Origin of the sequence: Shewanella sp. NKUCC01_JLK, from assembly GCF_019345615.1 — a bacterium.
Classification (GTDB): Bacteria; Pseudomonadota; Gammaproteobacteria; order Enterobacterales; family Shewanellaceae; genus Shewanella; species Shewanella oncorhynchi.
Map to the genome: position 1 here is coordinate 29,423 of NZ_JAHKRD010000014.1, position 22,152 is coordinate 51,574.

A 22,152-nucleotide genomic window follows, 5' to 3' on the forward strand; every position below is an offset into this window, starting at 1 on the left:
ACAGACGTTAAAATAATTTGTGTAGTCACTCTTTCACTATTGGCGCTTAAAAGGCATCGACCAGCCAATGAATTTGATCGGCTTCCATGGCGATGACATCGAAACGACAGGGCACATCGAGTCTATTGAGTTGTAAATAGTGGCTAGCCGCTTTGCGAATTCGCGAAATCTGCGCGCTGCTTAAGGCCTGTAATGCGCCGCCATATTGATTTGCCGAACGATACTTCACTTCGACAAATACCCAATGGTTTTTATGGCGCATGATTAAATCAATTTCCCCAAACGGATAGCGGACATTACGTTCGACAAAAGTTAAGCCTTGTTGTTCAAGGTAACGTTGGGCGTGCGATTCTGCCTGCTGTCCGAGTGTCATAACTGGCGGAAGCTACCTCTTTCATAACGTCCCCAGCTTAATTGGCGGTTGACTATGCCATCTGGACTGACAGATAAAGCACCACTGCGACCATTGAATTGATAACCCGTGAATGAGCGCATTTGCGCCAAACGGCCGATCAAATCCATTGCATCATAACCCATAACAAACAAACGTTTCTGACTGTTATTCCAGCCCGAAAATAGTGTGTTGACCATCAGATTTTCTTCGCCGTTTTGCATTAGCCAAGGTGCGTCGCTTAGGGTCAGGTTATTTAAATCCTGCGCCGTTTGTGTGCTTTCATTTTCAACTCGGCTGCGGCTTGAGGTATATAAAGGCACAGGTTGTGTGAAAACGCTAAAGTTGACGTCGATAAAGGCCTTGAGCAGGGTTAGATCCTGTGGCGTTGAAATCATATAAATGGCATCAATATCTTGGCGTGAACGGAAGTCGGCTTGTACTGAATTGCCTAACAGCTCTTTAATACGGGCGATCCGCTCTTGGCTATCGCGCACGCCAAGGGCATCTTGTACTGTGGTGCGCATTTTATCACCGCCATCGAAGTAGTGAACTTCGACAGGGTTATCGCTCTTCTTTTTCCATGCTTGAATAAAGCTTTCGGCCATGCGTTTGCCAAGGGCATCGTTACTGGCGAGCAGTAACGGCATAGTTACGCCATCTTGATATAAATGCTCCGCCGCATCGGCCGCCTCTTGTGCGGGAGATAATGCAAAGTAGAACCTATTCGGATCGGGGGTGAACTTATCAACTTGATTTAAGAATAGTTGTGGTACAGGCGCAGCAGGTGCTGTTGCTGTATTGGCCGTTTTGTCTGGGTTAGCAGTATTAGTCACCGTATTAGTGACGGCTGTGTTTGCCGCATTGATCACTTGCAGTTGTTCAATTTCAGTAGGCAATAATGGGCCAATAATAAATTCGGCTCCCGCAGTTAGCGCCTGTTGGTAAGCGCTGGCAGCATCGTTTGCCGTGTCATAAAAGTTGACTGCGACTTGGTCATTTTGCTTGGCCATGTAACTGGCTAATATGCCTTGGCGAATTGCATTGGCAGCGTTAGCTCTTGGACCCGTCAGCGGCAACAGCACAGCAATGTTTTTTGGCGTAAATGGCTTAGCGTTTAAGGCTCTGTCAAGATCGGCGGGCAGCTTAGCCGCTGCAGGATGATAAGGATTTTGTTTCTGCCATTCGCCTAAGTAGCGTACTAACTGTGTCGGATCGACAGCATAATGTTTCGCGATATAAGCCAATTGCAACCAACCCGTAAACACAGGAGTCTTAGCATCTTGGGTAAAGGCTTTTAAGGTTTGTTCGTGCATTGGTTGCAGAACTTGCCAAATCGCGTTATTCACCTCGTTGGCTTGGGCGGGGGGCAAGTAAGTCGTCAGTAAACTCAGTTCACGCACTTGCTCAATAGGCTGTTTATTCAATTGATATAAATGCGCCTTGAATTGGTGATAAGCCGTCATCTGCCAGCTTGGCAAACTCCAATTGCTTGGATAATTCAGAACTTTAAGTGCATCACTATAGGTGGACGTGTGTTCAAGCACGCGCGCGGTCAAGTATTTATGTTCGGCCAGAAATGTTGGGCTCTGATTCAAGCTTGGCTGTATCGATTTTAGTAGCTTCTGCGCAGCTGCGTAGTCGTTGGCATTGATGTAGGCATGGGCTGCGAGCAGCAGATTAGTATCGCGCTGCTGCGGATCTTTGCTATTGGCGGCTTGTGCCAAATACACATTGGCCGACAAAGGTGCAGATGCTAAAGAGGTGGCCACTGTGGGTGCAGTTCCGGTCGAGGTGGGCGTTGAAGTGCCACAACCCGCCAAGATTACCGATAAAATGGCCACGGAAACGAACTTAGTTGTATTCAGGCTTTTTAACACTGGGCTTCACTCTGGTAAGATGCAGCCTCTAGTTTAACCTTCTCTCGCGCTTGACGAAAGTCTTGGCACTGTCATTACAGAGGTATATATGGACCAAAGCGTCGCACTCTACATAGTTCCTACTCCCATAGGTAATTTGGGCGATATGAGCTCACGGGCAATAGAGGTGCTGAATCAGGTTTCATTGATCGCCTGTGAAGATACTCGCCACAGCGGTAAGTTATTGAGCCACTTTGGTATTACTACAAAAACTACGGCGCTGCATGATCATAACGAGCGTGCTCGTGCCCAGTGGATTGTTGATCAGCTTGCAGCTGGGTTGTCAATTGCATTAATTTCAGATGCGGGTACCCCGTTGATTTCCGATCCGGGTTATCACTTGGTCTCCCATGTGCGCCAATCTGGGTTTAATGTGATCCCCTTGCCCGGCCCTTGCGCGGCAATTACCGCCCTGAGCGCCTCGGGTTTGCCATCGGACCGTTTTTCTTTCGAAGGTTTTCTGCCCTCTAAAGAAAAAGCCCGCGCTGATAAGTTATTGGCACTGAAAGAAGATCCGCGCACGCTGATATTTTATGAATCACCCCATCGCATCGAGCACAGTCTAACGACTATGGTTGAAGTACTTGGTGGCGAACGCCATGTCGTCATGGCGCGTGAAGTAACCAAAACCTTCGAAACTTTTTTATCTGGTCCTGTCTCAGAGGTGCTTGCCACCGTAAGTACTGACCCGAATCAGCAGAAGGGTGAAATCGTGCTTATGGTGCATGGCTACCATTTGAGTGATGACGAAGCAATTCCCACCGTCGCCATTAATACGCTCAAACTCTTATGTGAGGAATTGCCATTGAAGAAAGCTGCAGCAATTGCCGCGCAAATTCATGGACTTAAAAAGAACGCTCTGTACAAATACGGCCTAGAGTCTGATTTATAAGCGCTAAAACGGTTACGAGCGGATTATCTGTGGTGCATCAGGGGGGCTTAGGCTATAATCCGCGCCGAGTTGGCCAGACAGTCGCCGCGTTCGCAAGAACGGGGAGGAAAGTCCGGGCTCCAAAGAGCGGGGTGCCAGGTAACGCCTGGGCGGTGCGAACCGACGACAAGTGCAACAGAGAGTAGACCGCCTGCCTGATTTATCAGGTCGGTAAGGGTGAAAGGGTGCGGTAAGAGCGCACCGTGCGGCTAGCAATAGTTCGTAGCAAGGTAAACTCCACCCGGAGCAAGACCAAATAGGGTTCCGTATGGCGTGGCTCGCGTTGGAACCGGGTAGGTCGCTTGAGCCTGTGAGCGATTGCAGGCCTAGATGAATGACTGTCCAAGACAGGACCCGGCTTATCGGCCAACTCACCTCATTCAACAAAAAGCCCGTTTGTCGTAATGACAAACGGGCTTTTTGTTTTTTAATTTATACAGTAATGATAAATTTTATTTGATTAACTCATTAAAAAATCAGAGTTATCTCGTTCTCCCGTCCCTTCAGTCTATCGCTTATTTAGCTTTCAGTTTAGCCGCCATTATAGCTATTTTTAGTCCTTCTTCGTCGCAGGTAAAAATTACTCAATGCAGGTAACATCTACCGTTAACTGAGAGAGTTAATAGAAATAAAGTAGTTATAACCTTTTGTTTTTATGCATTTATATTGTTTGGTATAGCCATTGCATTGGTTTGTACGCAAAGTGCAGCATCTTGTTGCATTGCACAGTGTTCACCAAGGAGGCTTTCTATGGCCAGTTCAAAAAGCGTAGCAGAACAAACTAACAGTAAAGATAGCGGTGCTTTAAATTCACCCACAACAGCGAAAGCAACTGAAGTGACGCACCATGCTGTTGATGTAGTAGCAGAGAAAGCCGCAGTTGCAGAAGACACTTTGCGTAAAACGGCAGCTAGCTCACAGGAAACTCTGGCGCTCAAGCAGGAGGAAATCAAATTACAACTGCAAAGTTCTTATAGCAAAACCCGTGAGTTGGCAGCGCAAAATCCATTGGCTACTGCTGGGATTGCCTTTGCCGCTGGCGTGGTATTAACGGCTTTATTGCGCCGTCGCTAAGGTGGATTTATGCAAAACCGTGCAAGGTCAGAGGCGCCAGAACAAAGGCCCGTCCAGCATAGTGCGCAAACCGCCAAAACTGGGCAGACAGCATCAGCTGCTGCCCAGCATAAAGTTATTGATCAGGCAATGGAGCAACTGGCTGAAATAGCTGTTCTTAGCAGTTCAGTGAAGCAAGCCTATCTCGAGCAGTTGAAGTTGGCCGGGAAAATAGCAACGGCAGAATGGCAGTTAACAGGGCGTAGCCTGATTATCGCTGCGGCTTTAGTCGTCTGTTTTGGTACTGGCATTACGTTATTCTGGGGCAGTATTTTATTGCTGTTGGGCTATATGCTGTTTCAATTGAGCGGTTCGTTATTGGCCTCGGTGATCGCTTTGGTGGTGCTACAGTTTGTTTTATTGCTTTGGTGTTGGCGTAGCCTTGGCTATGTGCTGTCACAAACTGGCTTTTCGAAGACTTGGCAGCAATTACAGCTTTTGCTCTCGACTCGAGAGTCGGAACATCAAAAATAGGAGGCGCGACTATGCTAATTCAACAGTTACTTAAAAAACAGCAGTTGAAGCTGACTGTGCTGACGGAACAAGGCCAGTTGCAGCATGATTTGTTACTGATGAGGAAACGACAATTAGCGCAAAGCAGTCGTGATTTTATAGGGTCGACACCAGGTTTAATCGTCAGTTTTAGCCTTGGCTGCCTGTTTCAAATGCGCCACAACAGCACTGTTAAACTACTGCGTAGCACTTTTGGCTTGCGTTGGATTACCAAACTCATCGCTTGAGAATGATGTAAATGCCGTGATTTCTACCTTAATGATTTCCATTGGTATGGGTTTCGCTGCTATTAGTTGTCGTCAATGCTGCTACAATCATGCCTCGAGTCAGTAAGTGTAAGTATTTTGCTTGTTGTATAGGACAAGGTGTGGGACTGGCGATAAGTTGTTGAATTTGGCTTAAATAAAGAGCTGCTATGCTATGGGCTAATGTGTAGCTTGGAATAATAAATTCGTCAGTGTTGAAGGTGTTGATCAATTTATTTTCAATATGTTGCACAAGTTTAGTTTGTAATTGTTTAGTTGCTGCATCGAGGTCGCTACCTAGTCTAAATGACATGGAACGGCGAAACATGCTGTTTCGGCTAAAAGTAATAAGCAGTTTTTCCAATGAGGGTGGTGTGTTGGTTGAAAGCCAGTCTTCGGTTGACCGTAGATCTTCAAAGATATTTTCAAAAATATTTTGATGTAGTGCAATAAGAATATCCAGCTTGCGTTTGAAGTAGCGATAAAACGTCGTGCGCCCGACATCGGCTTTGTGCGCAATATCTGCCACTGCAATATCACGATAATCTTGTTGTTTAAGCATTTCCTTGAAAACGTGGAGAACCTTGAGCATCGCTCGTGGGCTTTGTTCTATGCGCATGTGGGGCTTGGTGTGCATACTGGATTTTGCTCCAAATTCAATTCAGGCGTTTGATTATACATTAGCCTCAATGGCTCTTGTGTTGTGATTTTTGCTTAAGTGGAACAGATAGGTTCAGGTGTACCATTTGAAACATTCGGGCGAGTTTGTGCCTGATGGTTGGGAATAATGGGCTTTATAGTGACGGTCATAGGGTTAACTGCAACGACAGTGTTACCTGAAATTGTCACTACCGATGGAGAATCTATGATGAGTGAAAATATTGAAGCGGCTCAAAGTGACCAAACAAATAATCCAATCAAGCACAAATTAAGAGTAGGTATTTTCCTTTATCCCGGCATGACGATGCTCGATGCCTATGGGCCACTACAGTTTTTAGCCTTTGTGCCATCATTTGAAACCTTCACTTTTGCGAAAACCAGCACGCTATTACCCTGTGATGCGGGCGTTAACTTACAGCCTAATTACGATTTCGATAATTGTCCGCCGATAGATATCCTTTTAGTGCCTGGGAGCGCAAATCCTTTGGCGCAAATACAGGATGAGAAAGTCATTTCTTTCTTAAAATGCAAGGGGGAGCAAGCACAATACATTACATCTGTATGCACTGGTGCCTTGATTCTTGCGGCAACAGGTTTACTTAATGGTTATCGTACGACCACTCACTGGGCTTATGCTTCAGTGTTGGCACAATATCCTCAAATTACCTTTGAAAATAAACGTATTGTGATTGACCGTAATCGGATCAGTGGCGGCGGTATTACTGCAGGGCTTGATTTTGCTTTGGCACTCATTGCCAATATAGAGGGTGAACAACAGGCTAAAACACTGCAGTTATTGTTTGAATATGATCCTAAACCTCCCTTTAATTGTGGCTCACCTATATTGGCTGATGCTCTTTTGGTACAGAGGGTTGAACAGGAGGTTAGGCTGATAGCGTCAGGATTATTTTAGGTCACAAGGCGCCAAGGATTGTCTTAAAAAGTACATAGTTCATACGATTATTATGTACCTTAGGTTTAAAAACTGCTTTTCACTAGGAATCGCCATTCCCAGCTGTTTACTGACTCGCCGCCCGTATAAGGGAGTGAAAAATCGATATGGGCTACGTTGCCATAGCTAGATCGAGAGGAATAAATCCGCGCGCCTATGCCTATGCTACCCAGTGGTCCGCTGACTTCGTTATTCTCGGCGAGTTGGCCGCCGGAAGCTTGACCCAGATCGGCAAAGACTGCCCAGCCTAATTCAGCCAGTTGGTATAAGTTGATATTGGGGTAGTTGCGTATCTCGGCGGTCAGTAACCACTGATTATCCCCTTGTTGGTATTCGTTTGGATAACCGCGCACGCCAGTTTCATCCCCTAATCCTTTTGTTAGATCCAGATAAGTGTTCTGTGAAAGGCTAGCCCAAGCTTTGCCATAAGCCGTCCACTTAGGATGAATTTGATAGAAGTATTCGGCTTGAACATCGACCTTATAAGTATCTTTTTGGGTGGTACCGATAGTGCTTGTTCCCCCCATTTCTAACAGCCACAGTTGATCGTTAAACTTATACCCGCCAGTGCTTTGCCAGTTAACGTGGTAGCCTAAGGGATTATTATCACCTATATCATTGGTTTCTATGCCGAATTGTACATAGTGATGCCAACCTAAGTTAAAGTCTTCATTGTTGGTGATCAGGTGAACATTATTCAGTACGTGAAAATCATCTTCGATAAACTCGTAGGCGACCCAAGGGTACATAAAGTCCCTGTCTTGAGGGAGCATGGAAGTAGGATAGCGCTCAGAATGGACAAACTCGTGCTTGTCTTGGGTGACACCGGTAATAAAGCGAGAAAGGTGCTGACTGTTTTTATTAATTAACCAGCCATATTGCAGATTGAGATAGTCGACTGTGTGTGTGAACTCATTCACCTCTTGCCCATTTTGTCTGAGGGTATCTGTACGGTTATCGTCTAAAAACTCCGCCGAATACATGGTACTCGTATTGAGGGAATAGAAGGGCTTACTCACATAAACGTGTTTAGCTTGGCCGTCGCTATTGTCGTAGAACTCAGCGGCAACTGTGCCGTGTTCAATAATGCTGAGCGGCGCTTCGAAAGCAAATTTATAGCCATTCCGAGATTCATTGGATTGATATTTAAGTCGAGTGCGGATCCCCGTTCCAAGCAAGTTGTCTTCTTTGAGCCCGAAGGAGTAACGTGTGTCGCCACCTGAACTACTCAAACTCGCTGTCGGTAATAATGACCAATTATCCCAGGTTTCCACCACCACGGACTCAACGGATGGATCGACATCGGCTTGGGGATCTTTTTCTGCGATATAAATTTTCGCATCGCGAATATAAGGCATTGCCCGTAAAAGTCGTTGGGATTCGTCGAGATCTTTTTGTGTAACAGTATCATTTTCGCTGAAGGTTAGATTATCGAGAACCACATATTCTTTGGTATTGATATGCAGGGCGTTAGCCCAGCGGTGAATGAAAAAAGCATCGGGATCTGACTCATCAAAAATGGGGTTGTTGACCACCACAATCTTGCTGACTTTTTGTTTTGTTTGATCTTGGTTTGCGGGATCGGCGAGCTTAGCCTCTTCTGCTTGGGCAACCCTGATTAGGTTGCCAACACAACAAGATAGGATGCATGCATACTGAAAAAATTTCTGCATAAAAGGCCACTCCCATGAAATCGACGACTGCAGCGAAAACAATTTCACGTTGCAATTCACAATTTAATAACACATGGAAAACGAGTGTTAGTCAAGGAAACATTTTAATAAGTTTCTTATTTTACTTAAGGTTAGCTTAAGATTATCTTGAGGTGGCGGCTGGGCGCGGGCTCCAGCCGGATTAGCGATTGTTACAGTGTACGCCTAGGTGGGACAGCGACGTTAGCAAAGATGAGCCCCGCAATTAGCGACATAAAAATCAAAAAGATTTGCGAGCCTATGTGCGACTGATTGAGCATGGTCTCACCTGAGATCAGTGCATTGAGTCCGATATAGGTTTTACTGCCGGGGACTAAGATCACTATTCCCTGCAACAGGGCGATGGAGGCTGGCGCCTTCATCCAGCGGGCGAAGAGATTAGAATAAATTCCTACTGCCAAGGCACCAAAGAAGATCCCCACCGAATCACCAAAATAATGTCCGCCGAGCATGGCTGAGAAAAACGCCACTATCCCAGCCAATACGCCCCAAGGCGAATCTTGCATCCTTGCTTTGAAGATAAAAACCAGCGCCATAGATAGAATCGGAACCGCCGACCATATCGCCCAGCGAGGTAAACCTTCAGGTTCTATGTGAATCGCTTCGCCGAACATAGCTTTACCGATTGCCATGCCGAGCACTGCGCCAAAGTACAGCTTAAATAATTGCATGCTCGCATCCATGATGCGCGCCGTGCCAGAAATTAAATCCCGTGCGGCGAGTTCGGCTAAACCTAAGGTTAAGGCTAAGCCGGGAATAAAAATAATAATGGAGGAGAGGATCACTACTGGGATATTAATATTTGGATCGATACGCGCTATGCCACAGGCTGCGATAGCGCAAAGGATAGTGGCGAAGGGTTCGAGCACTTCTGCCATGCGGGCAGAGCGTTCTGCACGATATACCAAGCCATAGACGAATAAGCCTAATAATCCTGACCAAAATACATCGTTCCAACCCGTGCCCATCAGCATAGCGAAAGCGGCGGCAGAAGTTCCAAAAGAAAAGCAAGTTAATACAGGGCCATAGGGATTGGGTTTATTGGCAATTTCTTCTAAGCGATCTAAGGCCTCGGCCAAAGTGCGTTTACCTGAGGTTAACTCATCGACCAATTCATCGGTGCGGGCGAGTGAGCCCAAATCGAGTTCACCGGGCTTAACGCGAGCGGCATGGTTATATTCTTGATCAGTATCATGTTGCAAAACGAAGGTCATCGACGTCGGAGAAATAAGGAAATAGCCTTCGATACCTAAGGTGCGAGCAACGGTTTGTAAGTGGGTTTCTAGACGATAAGCGGGTGTGCCAAACTTATGCAAGGCTTTGCCTAGCTTTATGATAAATCTGCGTTTTTCGATAAACTCGTCGTTATCCAATCGGGGTATTCACTGTATAAAAAGTTGTAGGGAATGACGCGCGCATATTAACCTATCTTGTCTATAAAAGGTTAATGGCTTTTAACCTTAATACAAATAAATTGCTGATTTTTTGCAGCTCGGGCTATAGTCAGCTTTTTGATAAGGGGAAATAGGCATGTCTTTGATGGTAACGGGTCTTTACGCTAGCCTCACAGGGCTATTAATTGTCGCTTTGGCTTATCGAGTAGTGAAATTAAGGCGAGGTCAGAAAATCGGCCTAGGCGATGGTGGTAACAGCACCTTAGCTTTGGCTAATCGAGTGCATGTTAACCTGATCGAAAATGCGCCTATCGTATTGATTTTAATGCTGGTGGCCGAAGCGGGTGGCTTGCCTGCATTTTATTTACACTGTTTTGGGACCGTGTGGATAGTGGCGCGCTTACTCCATGCTATTGGCTTAACTCAAGGCCAAGGTGGTTACCATTTTGGTCGTTTTTGGGGCGTATTGCTCACTTGGCTAGTGATTATCAGTTTGGCGTTGGTGAATTTGTTGCATTTTGCTCAAGGTTTAGGAAAGGGTCTCTAGGCTCGCAGGTTTGGGCGGTCAATTCCGCCCTAAGCCATATCCATAGCGGATTTAGGGGTATTACGCTTCTGGCTCAAATACCCCTGAAAATGCCTCGATTGGTGTTTTTTTAATCGCATCTATCCTCCATTCCCTGCTATACTCCGCGTCCCTAAATTGGCGTAACTTATTTTCGTGGCGCCTTTATTCGACATTACGTTTTCGGGTCACAATCCATGCAAGTTGAATCCACACTCTTTAGTCATCCCAAGTATTGGGCCACGGGCGACAGCACTGCGCCTTTCTTACCTATGTCTCGCAAGGAGATGGATAAGCTTGGTTGGGATAGCTGTGACATCATCATAGTCACAGGCGACGCTTATGTGGATCACCCAAGCTTTGGCATGGCGGTGATCGGCCGTATGTTAGAGGCTCAGGGTTACCGAGTTGGGATTATTTCCCAGCCAGATTGGTCGAGCAAAGACGCCTTTATGCAATTGGGCCGCCCGAATCTGTTTTTTGGCGTCACCGCCGGTAACATGGATTCGATGATCAACCGTTACACTGCCGACCGTCGTTTACGCTCCGACGATGCTTATACTGCGGGGGATATTGGTGGTAAGCGCCCAGATCGCGCCGTGACTGTGTACACCCAGCGTTGTAAAGAAGCCTTTAAAGATGTGCCTGTGATTATTGGTGGTATCGAAGCTAGTTTACGCCGCATCGCCCATTACGATTATTGGTCGGACAAAGTGCGTCGCAGTGTGATTTTCGATGCCAAGGCCGACATTTTGATGTACGGCAACGCCGAGCGTCCTTTAGTCGAAGTGGCACGCCGCTTAGCTGCCGGTGAACCGATAAGCTCGTTGCATGATGTGCGTGGCACAGCTGTTATCCGTAAAGAGCCACTGCCCGAATGGCGCGGTATGGACTCGCGCAAGATTGACCAACTGCACAAGATAGAGCCGCTGCCGAATCCTTACGGCGCCGATGATGTGGGTTGTGCTAACTTGTCCGGCCCGTCGGATGTGAAGATATTCGATAACGAAGCCCCTAAGCCAATTAGCGTTCAGCCGCCTAAACCTAAGCCATGGGATAAAACCTATGTGCTGCTGCCAGCGTTTGAAAAAGTCTCTGAAGACAAATATTTATATGCCCATGCTTCACGGATTTTGCACCAAGAGCAAAACCCAGGTTGTGCCCGTGCGTTATTTCAACCCCATGGCGACCGCGCCGTTTGGGTGAATCCGCCCGCATGGCCGCTCAATACCGATGAGATGGATGCGGTATTCGATTTACCCTATCAGCGCATTCCTCATCCTATCTATGGCAAGGAAAAAATCCCTGCCTACGACATGATCAAGACGTCTATCAACATCATGCGTGGTTGCTTTGGTGGCTGTTCTTTCTGCTCGATTACCGAGCATGAAGGTCGAATCATTCAGAGTCGCTCACAAGAGTCGATTGTTAAAGAAATCAAAGATATTCAGGAAAAAGTGCCAGGCTTTACTGGGGTGATTTCCGATTTAGGCGGCCCAACCGCCAACATGTATCGTTTAGGTTGTACCAGCGAAAAGGCTGAAAAAACCTGTCGTCGTCTTTCTTGTGTGTTTCCATCGATTTGCGGCCACTTAGGCACAGATCATAAACACACTATCGACCTATATCGTGCGGCACGTGCCGTACCTGGCATCAAGAAAGTATTGATTGCCTCTGGCGTGCGTTACGACTTGGCGATCGAAGATCCGGCCTACGTTAAAGAGTTAGTGCAGCACCATGTGGGCGGCTACTTAAAAATCGCCCCTGAGCATACCGAAGAAGGTCCGCTCAGCAAGATGATGAAGCCCGGCATGGGCGCCTACGATAAGTTTAAAGAATTGTTCGACAAGTTTTCTAAGGAAGCGGGTAAAGAGCAGTTCCTGATCCCTTACTTTATTTCGGCGCATCCAGGCACGACCGACGAAGACATGGTGAACTTAGCGTTGTGGTTGAAGGAGCGTAAGTTCAAGCTCGACCAAGTACAGAACTTTTATCCGTCACCGATGGCGAATGCGACCACGATTTATCATACCGAGTTAAACTCGCTGAAAAACGTTAAGCACACCAGCGAAGTGGTATCGGTGCCGAAGAAAGGGCGCCAACGTCGCTTGCACAAAGCATTGCTCCGTTATCACGATCCTGCGGGTTGGCCATTAATCCGTGAAGGCTTAACCGCCATGGGGCGTGAAGACTTGATCGGTAATAGTCCGCATCAGTTAGTGCCGCCAGAAGGTCGAAATGAGCGCGGACCTAAGTGGATGAAAGATGCCAACCAAGGCCAAAAAGCCTTTACTCGCTTCTCGGGCAATCAGTTTGATGACCGCAAGGGCGACGGTAAATCTAAAAGTGCAGCTAAAGGCGGCGCGCAAGCTCAGGCTGGTGCTGAGTCAAAACCCGCTGCTAAAGGCGGAAAACCAGCAGCGAATGGCGCTAAGCCAACGGGATCTAAACCCAGTGGAGTCCATTCGAGCCGTCCGGGAGCGAAGGCGCCCTTCGGCCAGTCTGGTTTTAAGGCCGGCGGCGCTCAAGCGAACAGCAGTGCTAAAGGCGGAAGCCCATCAAAAACGGGTGGCAAATCTGCAGGAAAGCCCTCTCAGGGTCGCCAACAGGCTAAGTAACACTTTTCGCCATCACAAATAATGTTTAAAGGCTGCTCCAGATATGGTTTGGAGTGGCCTAGCTAGCATGGTCATTCCGCTAAAATAGTCCTCAACTGGTATCGCTGGGCGAACTATTATAAGATCCCTGTCTGATGTTTATGTCTACTATTTGTTTATATTCGATATTTTAGCTATACATCTCACCCATATCCGCGGTTCGTTAACTAACATTAGATATTATGAATAAAAAGCGTAGACCCAGTCTTCAAGACGTTGCCGATCAAGTTGGGGTCACCAAAATGACGGTGAGTCGCTATTTAAAAAATCCAACAAGGGTGGCGCAAAGCACTCAAGAGAAGATTGCTGTCGCACTAGAAACCTTAGGTTATATTCCTAATCGCGCGCCGGAAATTTTAGCGCAAGCAACCAGCCGCGCTATTGGCGTGTTAGTGCCTTCGTTAACCAACCAAGTATTTGCTGAAGTGCTGCGCGGTATCGAGAATGTGACCGGCAAACGCGGTTATCAAACCATGCTGGCTCACTATGGGTATCAGGCCGAATTAGAAGAAGAGCGGGTGGCATCACTGCTCTCTTACAATATCGATGGCTTACTCTTGTCCGAAAGTTACCACACGCCGCGTACCGTGCGAATGATTGAAACGGCAGGCATTCCGGTCATCGAAATGATGGATAGCGTGTCGCCTTCGATTCAACAGTGTGTGGGTTTCGATAACACAGCGGCCGCATGCGAAATGGTTAAGGCCATGATTGCACAAGGCTATCGCCACATAGCCTACCTAGGCGCGCGCATGGATATTCGCACTCAGCTTAAGATGCGAGGCTACGAGTTAGCGATGCAGCAAGCTCGGCTTACATCTTTGGCGATGACCACAAATGAGGCCTCGTCGTTTTCCTTGGGGGCGTCGTTATTGCAACAAACATTAGCGAAATATCCTTATGTGGATAGTTTTTTCTGCACCAACGATGATTTAGCGGCGGGGGTGATATTTGAGTGTCAAAGACAAGGCATCAAGATCCCTGAACAAATTGGCGTTGCAGGGTTTCATGGCCATGATATTGGCCAATCTATGACGCCAAAATTGGCGAGCATTATTACGCCGAGAAAAGAGATTGGTCGAATTGCTGCTACTGAGCTATTAGACAGGTTAAATGGCAAAGAGATAGCAGAATCGGTTATCGACCTGGGCTATCGTATTGATTTAGGGGAAACACTGTAGACTTCCCCTCGTTCTTTCGCTTAACGACTTATGTTTGTCATCACAGGTTATCGTTAGAGAAACGCAGAGATGATGACTGCAACTATGCCGCCCGTCGTGCCGATAATGGTCTCCATTACAGTCCAAGTTTGCAGTGTTTGTTTTTCTGATAATCCAAGAAAACGGTTAGCGAGCCAGAAGCCTGAATCATTGACGTGCGAGAGCACAATCGAACCACCGCCAATGGCAATCGTAATTGCCGCCAATTGAGCCCCATCTAAGTTTAGTGGTTCAAGTATTGGGATGATAAGGCCGCAAGCCGTTAACATGGCCACGGTGGCCGACCCTTGGATCACGCGCACCGACGCCGACAAAATAAATGCCAGTATTACAATCGGTAATCCCGAACCTGCCAACATATTCCCCAATGCATCGCCGACACCCGAATCGATCAACACTTGCTTAAACACGCCGCCAGCACCGGTGACGAGAATAATGATCCCAGCAGGTTGTAACGCACTGCTACAGATTTCCATGATGCGCTCATTGGGAATATTGCGTCTCACGCCCAGTACATAGAATGCGATTAAACAGGCTAGCAAAATGGCGGTGAAGGGATGACCTATCAAGGCGAGCCAATTATGCAGATCGGATTTTTCATCAATAAAGCGTGACACCACTGTCTTTAAACCGATAAGCAGCAGTGGGAACACCACAATACTGATTGATAGCGCGAATGAGGGGATCGGTCCGCCTTCTCGTTCACCTTTTTCCTGCTGCTCGTGGGCAGGCAGCTCAACATGGACTTTTTGGGAGATGAGGCTGGCAAAGAGCGGGCCGCCTAGAATCATAGCCGGAATCGATGCCAATAAACCGAAGACTATCATGTAGCCAAAGTCGGCATTGAGCTGGGAAGCAACCAAAATAGGCCCTGGTGCAGGGATGAGAAATGCCTGACAAGTGGCAATACCCGCGAGCAGTGAAATACCAATTTTAACGACACTGCCGCCCCCTTTACGAACCACGGCAAAGGCGATGCCAATCAGCAGTACCACAGCAACATCGAAGAAGAGGGGGAGTGCACAGATAAAGCCTGTAAAGGTCATGGCCCAGTGAGCTTTGTCGTTACCAAATTTATTCAGCAGTGTATGGGCTATCTGATCTAGCGCGCCAGTCTCTTCCATTACCCGGCCAAACATGGCTCCCAAAGCGACCACTACCGCCACAAAGCCCAGTGTTCCCCCCATACCTTGTTGAATCGTATTGGTAATATCAGCTGGGTTCATACCAGAGAAAAGGCCGGCAATGATCGACACCAGTATCAGTGATACTACTGCATGTAATCTCACTTTCATCACTAAGAACAGTAGCAGGGCAATTGAACCCAGTGCTGTCAGAATCAATGACATATCAGACATAAGAGGACTTTTCCTTGTTAGTTAAGTTGTCCACATTTTTGTAGGTTACCGGTAACATGTTACCCGTAATATGATAGAGTGGGAAGTGACTAAATTCGAGAATTGGCATGAGGTTAACAAAGTGACTGAGAGAAAAAAAGGTAATAGCTATGTGTTCATGGGCGTCTCTAGTTGTGGCAAATCTTCGATTGGTGCCGCGGTAGCAAAGGCGTTAGAGACGAAATTTATTGATGGTGATGATCTGCATCCTAGAGCCAATATTATCAAGATGAAATCTGGCTCACCGCTCAACGATAGCGATCGTGCTCCTTGGCTTGAGCGCATCAACGATGCTGTGTATAGCATTGAGCAAAAGGGTGAAGAGGGGGTTATTGTCTGCTCTGCACTGCGTCGCCAGTATCGTGACTTAATCCGTCAGAACAATAGCAAGCTGGTGTTCATTCATCTATACGGAGATTTTGAATTAGTCAAAACACGCATGTTTGCCAGAACAGCCCACTTCATGCCGATTGAGCTACTCAAGAGTCAGTTCGACACGCTGGAAATGCCCGCGAATGATGAAGCTGACGTTATCCAAGTGAGCATAGACGGCACTTTCGAAGAAGTCGTACAACGCTGTATTAATGCGATAAATGGCGAAGGGTAAGGTCAACGTTGGCCATTGAAGTCAAGCGCAAAGTCGTAATGCACATCAGCTTAAACCGCTCAATTTTTTAGAAAAAAAGCCACTCCAGAAACTAACTTGGAGTGGCGTAGAGATAATGGTAAGCCAGCGGTACCATCCAATGAGCGTTACGGCGAGCGTTTGTAGACGGAACGTGCGCCGCACCTCAGTCTCAAATAAGCTCACGCATATGAGCGATGACGCGAGCTGCCTATCCTGCTAAACATGATTTAACTCAACATGTGATTAGAACGGTCACTAAAGACTGTTACTCAAAATCGTCCTGCTTCATGCGACTAAGGAATGCCAAAGTTGAATGAGCGCTTTAGCAACCTTGGTTAATATCCCCTTGAGCCTTAAAAGAAGTAATTAATCCCGACTGCGAAGCTGTTGTCTTCCTGTGCTTCGAGTGCAGGATCATCCATATCACTGAAATCTAGCTTCATCTCGGCAAACATCACAGTGTCATTACTGTAGCGATAATGCAGCCCCAGCATGGTAAATTGGCGAGTCCATTGACCTTGGATGGGCCTAGCTGCATCTGTGTCTAAATCTAAATAACTGAGTACAACCATAGGCACAAATCCGTTGTCGAATTGATAGGCCGTCATCAACTCGGCACCAGTGGCGTTGTAGAGATCGCCGTTGACCAGTTCATTATTTTTACTTTTGTGAGCGTTAAAACCCACATAGAGACCGCTGGCCTCCCGTCCTTCGGCATAGTGATAGTAGTCACCATACATGGCACCAATGCCGATAATTTCATTGGTTTCATCGACTTGAGTATTGCCTAAGTGGCCTTCAAAATCGCCGCGGTTAAAACCTGCGAGTAGCTTAAATTTATCGGTTATCGCATAAGTGATACTGGCGCCGTAGCTGCTGTCAAAACTCAGTTCTGAGTTGGTCATCTCGCTACCGTCATCGTTTTTTAGGCTGACATCACCATTGGTTTTGGCGGCATATTGCAGGGCGATTTGTACTGGGCCTAAATTATTACGGTAAATGAAGGCGGAATCGGCACGACCTGTACCTGTGAGGCTGCCATCTCCGAAGGTGTAAGCGCCAACGCTGTAACCTGCAAATACGTTCGGTAAATCTGTAGTGCCTGCGACATCGTAATAGGCACCCCATTGTTTACCGAAACTCAGGTTGCCCCATGTATCATGGGACATGCCAACATAACCTAAGCGGTTATAGAGAAAATCATCGGTTTTTTCGGCGGCGAGTTTGCCCCCTTGCATCACTAGCCCATCGTCGCTGGAGACCATGTTGATCCCCCATTCTGTGGTAGCAAAAGCGGTCCAGCCATTTTTCTCGCTCCGTTCGAAGCTGAATCTTAGGCGTGACGAGTCGTCGATAACTGAAGTATCGTGGCTGTCATTTAATGCTGCAAACCCTAACCAACCTGTTAAATTTAATGTGTTTTTTTGATCTTTATAGAGTTCAACCGCCTGACTGCTGGTGGCCGTTAATAGCATAGGTAACACTAAAGCGAGACAAGTCTTATTCATAAATCCCCCGATAATGAGCAAGTATTCTCCAGGGGATCATAGGCTTGGCCTATGATCCCAGAGTTATCGTTAGTCTTGATGTGGATGTTGGTATTAATTGTTTCCGATCATGCGTTAGCCGTATTTAGGCTGGACGTGTGTCGGCAACAGGCGCTTGGTTTGAGATTACGCCGAAAATAGTCCAACCGAAGAAGGTGGCTATGGCGCCAAGCATCACTGCGGTTTCGCCAGAGCTGTACAGAGCATAGAAGCTATACAACGCACCGATTACGGCGATCACGTTGGCAACGCGGGCTTTATTGATAGGCACTTTTTGCTGTCTTTGCATTATGCCAAGCGCGGCCATAGATAAGATATAAGGCACAATGTTGGTGACGACGGCGAGGTTAACGAGTGCTTCGAACTGCTTACTCAGTGATGGGCTAATGGTCATCAGAGATAATACTGTTTGGATCGAGACGATAATAGTCATGCCCCAAATTGGCGCATCGGCTTTACTAACTTTAGAGAATATTTTAGGAAAAAATCCTTCATCAGCAGAGGCTTTAAACACTTGGGCAATAGTGAACTGCCAACCTAAGAGTGATCCAGTACAGGAGATAATGGCGCAGGCCATCACGATTTTACCGACTACTGGATTAAACATTTGTGCAAAGGCTAAACCGAATGGCGCATTCGACATGGCAAGCTCGGCATTTGGCACAATACCGGCAATGACGTTAGTGGAAACGATATAAATCACTGCTGCACCTAAGGTACCGCCCATAACGGCGATAGGTACGTTTTTTTCTGGGTTATCGACGGCTTCTGAGTTTGCACAGGCCGATTCTAAACCGAGGAACGCCCACAAAGTCATAGCGATAGAACCGCCTAACGCTTTGAAGAATGGCATATCATGCGGGTTCCATGCGCCTTTATAGAGGTCGATGTCAAACCAGAACCAACCAATTAAAGATACGCCAATCACAGGCAGAATAATCCCCCACACAGTCACGCTACTGACGCGACCCGTGATGCGGGCACCACCGAAGTTAGCAATGGTTGCCAACCAAAGTACGCCAATGGTCGCAAGACAAATTGCCATCGGGCTTAAGTTAACTTCGAGCAACACGGCAGCGTAACCCACGGCAGAGATAGCAATCGCGACGTTGGCGATTAACAGCGAGACGGCATAGGTGTAGTTGGCCATAAAGTTGCCAGAACGGCCGAAGGCATACTCGGCATAACCGCCCATACCACCGGATTTTTTACTAAACATACCGCACTTAGCAAAGGCGAAGGCGAGGGCCGTTGACCCTGCAGCTGTTACTAACCAAGATAAAATGGAGATAGTACCGACTTGAGCTAATTGGGTTGGCAGCATAATAATGCCCGAACCCATCATGTTGACTATGGTGATAATAGTTAATTGGACGACGCCAATTTTATTTTCTGATTTACTCATACTAATAACCTAATTTAGGTGACTTATTATAGGAGGCATGAATTTGACTGCAGAGTGGGGTTAATAAACTCTGCAGTCAGTCTTCATTATTTATTTAGTACATAGCCCATTGCTTGAATTTTGCCGTCTGCGGTATTTTCGAGATAAACACCTTGCAGTTCTGGTGAGAATCCAGGTAATAGGTTGATACCTTCTTCAAGGGCAAGGAAATAACGCTGAACAGAACCGCCCCATATTTCACCTGGCACCATACATAACACGCCTGGTGGGTAAGGGAGCGCGCCTTCTGCTGCAATTCTTCCTTCAATTTGCGAGAGTGGGACTAATTCTACTTTGCCACGAATAAACTCTAGGTTTGCTTCCTGCGGGTCCATCACTTTTGTAGGAAAATGCGCTTTACGGAACATTTCTTTCTGCAGTTGTTTTACGTCATGGCTGACATAAAGATTGTGCATTTCTTGGCAGAGTTGGCGGATAGAATAGTCTTTATAACGGGCTTTATTGGCGTTATAAACGTTAGGTAATACTTCAGATAATGGCGCATCTTCATCGACTAATTTCTCGAAACGAGATATTTGTGATACCAGATGTTGCATCTTGGCCATATCTTCCGCAGGTGTCATCAGGAATAAAATCGAATTCAAGTCGCACTTCTCTGGAATAATATTATTTTCCCGTAAGAAGTTAGCCAGAATAGTCGCTGGAATACCAAATTCGGTATATTTGCCTGTTTCAGCATCTATGCCCGGTGTTGTTAATAAGAACTTACAAGGGTCAACAAAGTATTGGCCTTTTTCATAACCTTCGAAGGAGTGCCATTTCTGACCAGGTTCGAATTCGAAGAAGCGTAAGTCATCGGCCATTTGTTCGGTTTCATAGTCTTGCCATAGGCGGCCATCGATCATTGTTGGCACGAATGGTTTGATATATTTACACTTTTTGAGCAATAGCTTACGTGCTTCGATACCCGCCTTTACCGCTTCGCGCCACAGATAACGACCGCTTGCGCCTTCATGCATTTTCGCATTTACATCTAGCGCCGCAAATAAAGGATAGAAGGGACTGGTAGAGGCATGCATCATAAAGGCGTTGTTGAAGCGTTTATGGTTGCAATATCTATCTTGGCCTTTGATATGTTTATCTTTTTTATGGATTTGCGAGGTTTGTGAGAAACCTGCCTGCTGTTTATGCACCGACTGAGTCACGATAATGCCTGGATCTTCAGCAGTCAGTTCGAGCAAGAGTGGTGAGCAGTCATTCATCATAGGGATGAACTGTTCATAACCCACCCAAGCCGAGTCGAATAAGACGTAGTCACAAAGATGGCCAATTTTATCAATCACTTGTCGAGCATTGTAGATAGTGCCGTCATAGGTGCCGAGTTGGATTATCGCCAAGCGGAACGGGCGTTTTTCATCGGCTCTTTCTGGCGCGACTTCACGAATTTGCTCTCTTAAATAGGACTCTTGGAAACAGTGGGCATCAATGCCACCAATAAATCCGAAGGGATTACGTGCCGTTTCTAAATAAACAGGTGTAGCACCTGCTTGAATTAATGCGCCATGGTGGTTTGATTTGTGGTTATTGCGGTCGAATAACACGAGGTCGCCTTTCGCTAACAGTGCATTAGTCGCGACTTTATTTGATGACGAAGTGCCGTTAAGTACGAAATAGGTTTTATCGGCATTAAAAACTTTGGCAGCGTATTTCTGTGCTTCCAGTGGAGCGCCTTCATGGATCAGTAAATCACCCAGTTTCACGTCGGCATTACACATATCCGCGCGGAAAATTGTTTCGCCAAAAAAGTCGAAGAATTGGCGACCCACAGGGTGTTTACGGAAGAATTGTCCGCCTTGGTGACCAGGACAAGCAAAGGTAGAGTTACCCATTTCGACGTATTTTTTTAACGTACCGAAGAAAGGTGGCAATAGCGCTTGTTCATATTTACTTATTGCAGTCTCAACCTGTTTTCCGTAGAAGTCAGTGTTATCACCGCAGAGTTCAAATACCCCTGTAATCGATGAGCAAACATCATCAGGGAAGGTTTCTTCACAGCAAACTGAAACGAAAATGGGCAGTTTCAATCCGGTGTTTTTAATCTTTTCAACAATACCATTTCTAACATCATCAACAGAGACGACAGCCGCGCCCACATCGCAAAAATCTGTGGTTAATACATTGACAACTTCTCTGTCGATATCGAAACAAGATCTAACAGATAAGCTAGCGGCTACTTTTAATGATTTCATAGTTAATTTCCCTTTTACTTTATAAAAAATAGATACAAGTGTGCCTATACCTAATTAAAAACATTAATGGTATGAAAATTAGATATAGCTATTCCGTGCGCAGATTAAATGTGGTTATGCCAAAGTTACGAAATAAATATAAGTAGAAATATATTTATTGAGCGTATGAATAGCTTAGCCGCAGTAAAACTGCACTGATAAAAGAATGCTTTGATTAAGGTGTTAGATAATAAACCAAATAAAAACAGTACGATAAGTGTTTGCACCTATTAGGGCAATAGCACTTTAGACCTGTTAATTGGCCTACTACCTACGCTAAGGTTAGCGGAGGAAGATAAAGGAGTGATCGAAATAGTCTCGTTGACTAGGCATCATGATATGCCGTGTGCGCCTGATATGCGCCATAATTTTAGATTTCCTCTTCATATACGACTCCATTATGACTTAGAGAAAATGGTTAGGTTTTTATTACGTAATGAAGTTTATATGCGAGTTATAAATAAAATCATGACCTATGTCTTATTTTTAAATAATTAGCACGTCAATTTAACTTAAATTATCAATATTAAATGGAGTCAATCATGCTTAAGTATCTTTATCTAAATTATGAAAGTAAATATTGTCAGCATTATTTAAATAATATTATTTGCATAA

18 protein-coding genes and 1 other RNA gene are annotated in these 22,152 nt (G+C 46.2%); 10 read left to right on the plus strand and 9 right to left on the minus strand.

Features of this window, described 5'->3' with window-relative positions; all coding sequences use genetic code 11:
* Positions 1-46 precede the first annotated feature (46 nt).
* Both KO537_RS15580 and KO537_RS15585 read right to left on the minus strand, forming a co-directional pair.
* Positions 47-373, minus strand: coding sequence for a YraN family protein (locus KO537_RS15580; RefSeq protein ID WP_105250524.1), 327 nt, complete (start codon positions 371-373; stop codon positions 47-49).
* On the minus strand, positions 370-2,271 hold the full coding sequence (locus KO537_RS15585; RefSeq protein ID WP_219234831.1) for a penicillin-binding protein activator: 1,902 nt from the start codon (positions 2,269-2,271) through the stop codon (positions 370-372). Before KO537_RS15585 ends, KO537_RS15580 begins: the two co-directional genes overlap by 4 nt.
* Before the next feature lie 88 nt (positions 2,272-2,359).
* On the opposite strand from KO537_RS15585, the gene rsmI reads away from it, so the two are divergent.
* The 5 genes from rsmI to KO537_RS15610 all read left to right on the plus strand — a co-directional run bounded on the left by rsmI (position 2,360) and on the right by KO537_RS15610 (position 5,094).
* Positions 2,360-3,202 (plus strand): 16S rRNA (cytidine(1402)-2'-O)-methyltransferase, encoded by an 843-nt coding sequence (rsmI, locus tag KO537_RS15590; protein ID WP_105250522.1) that lies wholly within the window; start codon positions 2,360-2,362, stop codon positions 3,200-3,202.
* A gap of 65 nt (positions 3,203-3,267) precedes the next feature.
* An RNA gene (gene rnpB, locus KO537_RS15595) (RNase P RNA component class A) lies at positions 3,268-3,619 on the plus strand.
* A gap of 372 nt (positions 3,620-3,991) precedes the next feature.
* Entirely contained in the window at positions 3,992-4,315 is a 324-nt protein-coding gene (locus tag KO537_RS15600; protein ID WP_105250521.1) for a DUF883 C-terminal domain-containing protein, read from the plus strand.
* Between the two features lie 9 nt (positions 4,316-4,324).
* Complete coding sequence (locus KO537_RS15605) at positions 4,325-4,828, plus strand: hypothetical protein (protein ID WP_219234833.1); 504 nt, start codon at positions 4,325-4,327, stop codon at positions 4,826-4,828.
* 11 nt (positions 4,829-4,839) lie between these two features.
* Positions 4,840-5,094 (plus strand): hypothetical protein, encoded by a 255-nt coding sequence (locus tag KO537_RS15610; protein WP_113941445.1) that lies wholly within the window; start codon positions 4,840-4,842, stop codon positions 5,092-5,094.
* 28 nt (positions 5,095-5,122) lie between these two features.
* Here KO537_RS15610 and KO537_RS15615 read toward each other — a convergent pair whose 3' ends face one another.
* Positions 5,123-5,749: a TetR/AcrR family transcriptional regulator gene (locus tag KO537_RS15615; protein ID WP_219234835.1), complete on the minus strand. Its 627-nt coding sequence runs from the start codon at positions 5,747-5,749 to the stop codon at positions 5,123-5,125.
* 150 nt (positions 5,750-5,899) lie between these two features.
* Between KO537_RS15615 and KO537_RS15620 the strand changes: the two genes are divergently transcribed.
* A complete protein-coding gene (locus KO537_RS15620; protein ID WP_251071126.1) occupies positions 5,900-6,685 on the plus strand; it encodes a DJ-1/PfpI family protein in 786 nt (261 codons plus the stop codon).
* 65 nt (positions 6,686-6,750) lie between these two features.
* Here the strand turns inward: KO537_RS15620 and KO537_RS15625 are convergent, their stop codons facing one another.
* Positions 6,751-8,397 (minus strand): hypothetical protein, encoded by a 1,647-nt coding sequence (locus KO537_RS15625; protein WP_219234838.1) that lies wholly within the window; start codon positions 8,395-8,397, stop codon positions 6,751-6,753.
* 191 nt (positions 8,398-8,588) lie between these two features.
* Positions 8,589-9,809, minus strand: a complete 1,221-nt coding sequence (locus tag KO537_RS15630; RefSeq protein WP_105250515.1) for a threonine/serine exporter family protein — start codon at positions 9,807-9,809, stop codon at positions 8,589-8,591.
* 157 nt (positions 9,810-9,966) lie between these two features.
* Here KO537_RS15630 and KO537_RS15635 point away from each other — a divergent pair, with 157 nt between their 5' ends.
* From KO537_RS15635 to gntR, 3 genes are all read left to right on the plus strand, one after another.
* Positions 9,967-10,377, plus strand: coding sequence for an MAPEG family protein (locus tag KO537_RS15635; protein WP_113941441.1), 411 nt, complete (start codon positions 9,967-9,969; stop codon positions 10,375-10,377).
* Positions 10,378-10,592: 215 nt separating this feature from the next.
* Positions 10,593-13,013 carry a YgiQ family radical SAM protein gene (locus KO537_RS15640; RefSeq protein ID WP_173496139.1) on the plus strand — a complete coding sequence of 807 codons (2,421 nt, stop codon included), beginning with the start codon at positions 10,593-10,595 and terminating at the stop codon, positions 13,011-13,013.
* A gap of 221 nt (positions 13,014-13,234) precedes the next feature.
* Positions 13,235-14,233 carry a gluconate operon transcriptional repressor GntR gene (gene gntR / locus KO537_RS15645; RefSeq protein ID WP_173496140.1) on the plus strand — a complete coding sequence of 333 codons (999 nt, stop codon included), beginning with the start codon at positions 13,235-13,237 and terminating at the stop codon, positions 14,231-14,233.
* Positions 14,234-14,286: 53 nt separating this feature from the next.
* On the opposite strand, the gene gntU is transcribed toward gntR, so the two are convergent.
* A complete protein-coding gene (gene gntU / locus KO537_RS15650; RefSeq protein WP_105250511.1) occupies positions 14,287-15,630 on the minus strand; it encodes a gluconate transporter in 1,344 nt (447 codons plus the stop codon).
* 85 nt (positions 15,631-15,715) lie between these two features.
* On the opposite strand from gntU, the gene KO537_RS15655 reads away from it, so the two are divergent.
* Complete coding sequence (locus tag KO537_RS15655; protein ID WP_173496141.1) at positions 15,716-16,276, plus strand: gluconokinase; 561 nt, start codon at positions 15,716-15,718, stop codon at positions 16,274-16,276.
* 374 nt (positions 16,277-16,650) lie between these two features.
* Here the strand turns inward: KO537_RS15655 and KO537_RS15660 are convergent, their stop codons facing one another.
* The 3 genes from KO537_RS15660 to speF form a co-directional block, all read right to left on the minus strand.
* Positions 16,651-17,805, minus strand: coding sequence for a porin (locus KO537_RS15660; RefSeq protein WP_219234841.1), 1,155 nt, complete (start codon positions 17,803-17,805; stop codon positions 16,651-16,653).
* A gap of 124 nt (positions 17,806-17,929) precedes the next feature.
* Positions 17,930-19,249, minus strand: coding sequence for a putrescine-ornithine antiporter (gene potE, locus KO537_RS15665; protein WP_173248076.1), 1,320 nt, complete (start codon positions 19,247-19,249; stop codon positions 17,930-17,932).
* Between the two features lie 86 nt (positions 19,250-19,335).
* Complete coding sequence (gene speF / locus KO537_RS15670) at positions 19,336-21,498, minus strand: ornithine decarboxylase SpeF (protein WP_105250508.1); 2,163 nt, start codon at positions 21,496-21,498, stop codon at positions 19,336-19,338.
* Positions 21,499-22,152 lie beyond the last annotated feature (654 nt).

Coding starts and splice junctions, on each gene's coding strand:
- KO537_RS15660 (WP_219234841.1), bottom strand. CDS start 17,805: ATGAATAAGACTTGTCTCGCTTTAGTGTTACCTATGCTATTAACGGCC.
- KO537_RS15640 (WP_173496139.1), top strand. CDS start 10,593: ATGCAAGTTGAATCCACACTCTTTAGTCATCCCAAGTATTGGGCCACG.
- KO537_RS15620 (WP_251071126.1), top strand. CDS start 5,900: ATGGGCTTTATAGTGACGGTCATAGGGTTAACTGCAACGACAGTGTTA.
- gntU (WP_105250511.1), bottom strand. CDS start 15,630: ATGTCTGATATGTCATTGATTCTGACAGCACTGGGTTCAATTGCCCTG.
- KO537_RS15600 (WP_105250521.1), top strand. CDS start 3,992: ATGGCCAGTTCAAAAAGCGTAGCAGAACAAACTAACAGTAAAGATAGC.
- KO537_RS15625 (WP_219234838.1), bottom strand. CDS start 8,397: ATGCAGAAATTTTTTCAGTATGCATGCATCCTATCTTGTTGTGTTGGC.
- rsmI (WP_105250522.1), top strand. CDS start 2,360: ATGGACCAAAGCGTCGCACTCTACATAGTTCCTACTCCCATAGGTAAT.
- KO537_RS15610 (WP_113941445.1), top strand. CDS start 4,840: ATGCTAATTCAACAGTTACTTAAAAAACAGCAGTTGAAGCTGACTGTG.
- KO537_RS15605 (WP_219234833.1), top strand. CDS start 4,325: ATGCAAAACCGTGCAAGGTCAGAGGCGCCAGAACAAAGGCCCGTCCAG.
- KO537_RS15635 (WP_113941441.1), top strand. CDS start 9,967: ATGTCTTTGATGGTAACGGGTCTTTACGCTAGCCTCACAGGGCTATTA.
- gntR (WP_173496140.1), top strand. CDS start 13,235: ATGAATAAAAAGCGTAGACCCAGTCTTCAAGACGTTGCCGATCAAGTT.
- KO537_RS15580 (WP_105250524.1), bottom strand. CDS start 373: ATGACACTCGGACAGCAGGCAGAATCGCACGCCCAACGTTACCTTGAA.
- speF (WP_105250508.1), bottom strand. CDS start 21,498: ATGAAATCATTAAAAGTAGCCGCTAGCTTATCTGTTAGATCTTGTTTC.
- KO537_RS15615 (WP_219234835.1), bottom strand. CDS start 5,749: ATGCACACCAAGCCCCACATGCGCATAGAACAAAGCCCACGAGCGATG.
- potE (WP_173248076.1), bottom strand. CDS start 19,249: ATGAGTAAATCAGAAAATAAAATTGGCGTCGTCCAATTAACTATTATC.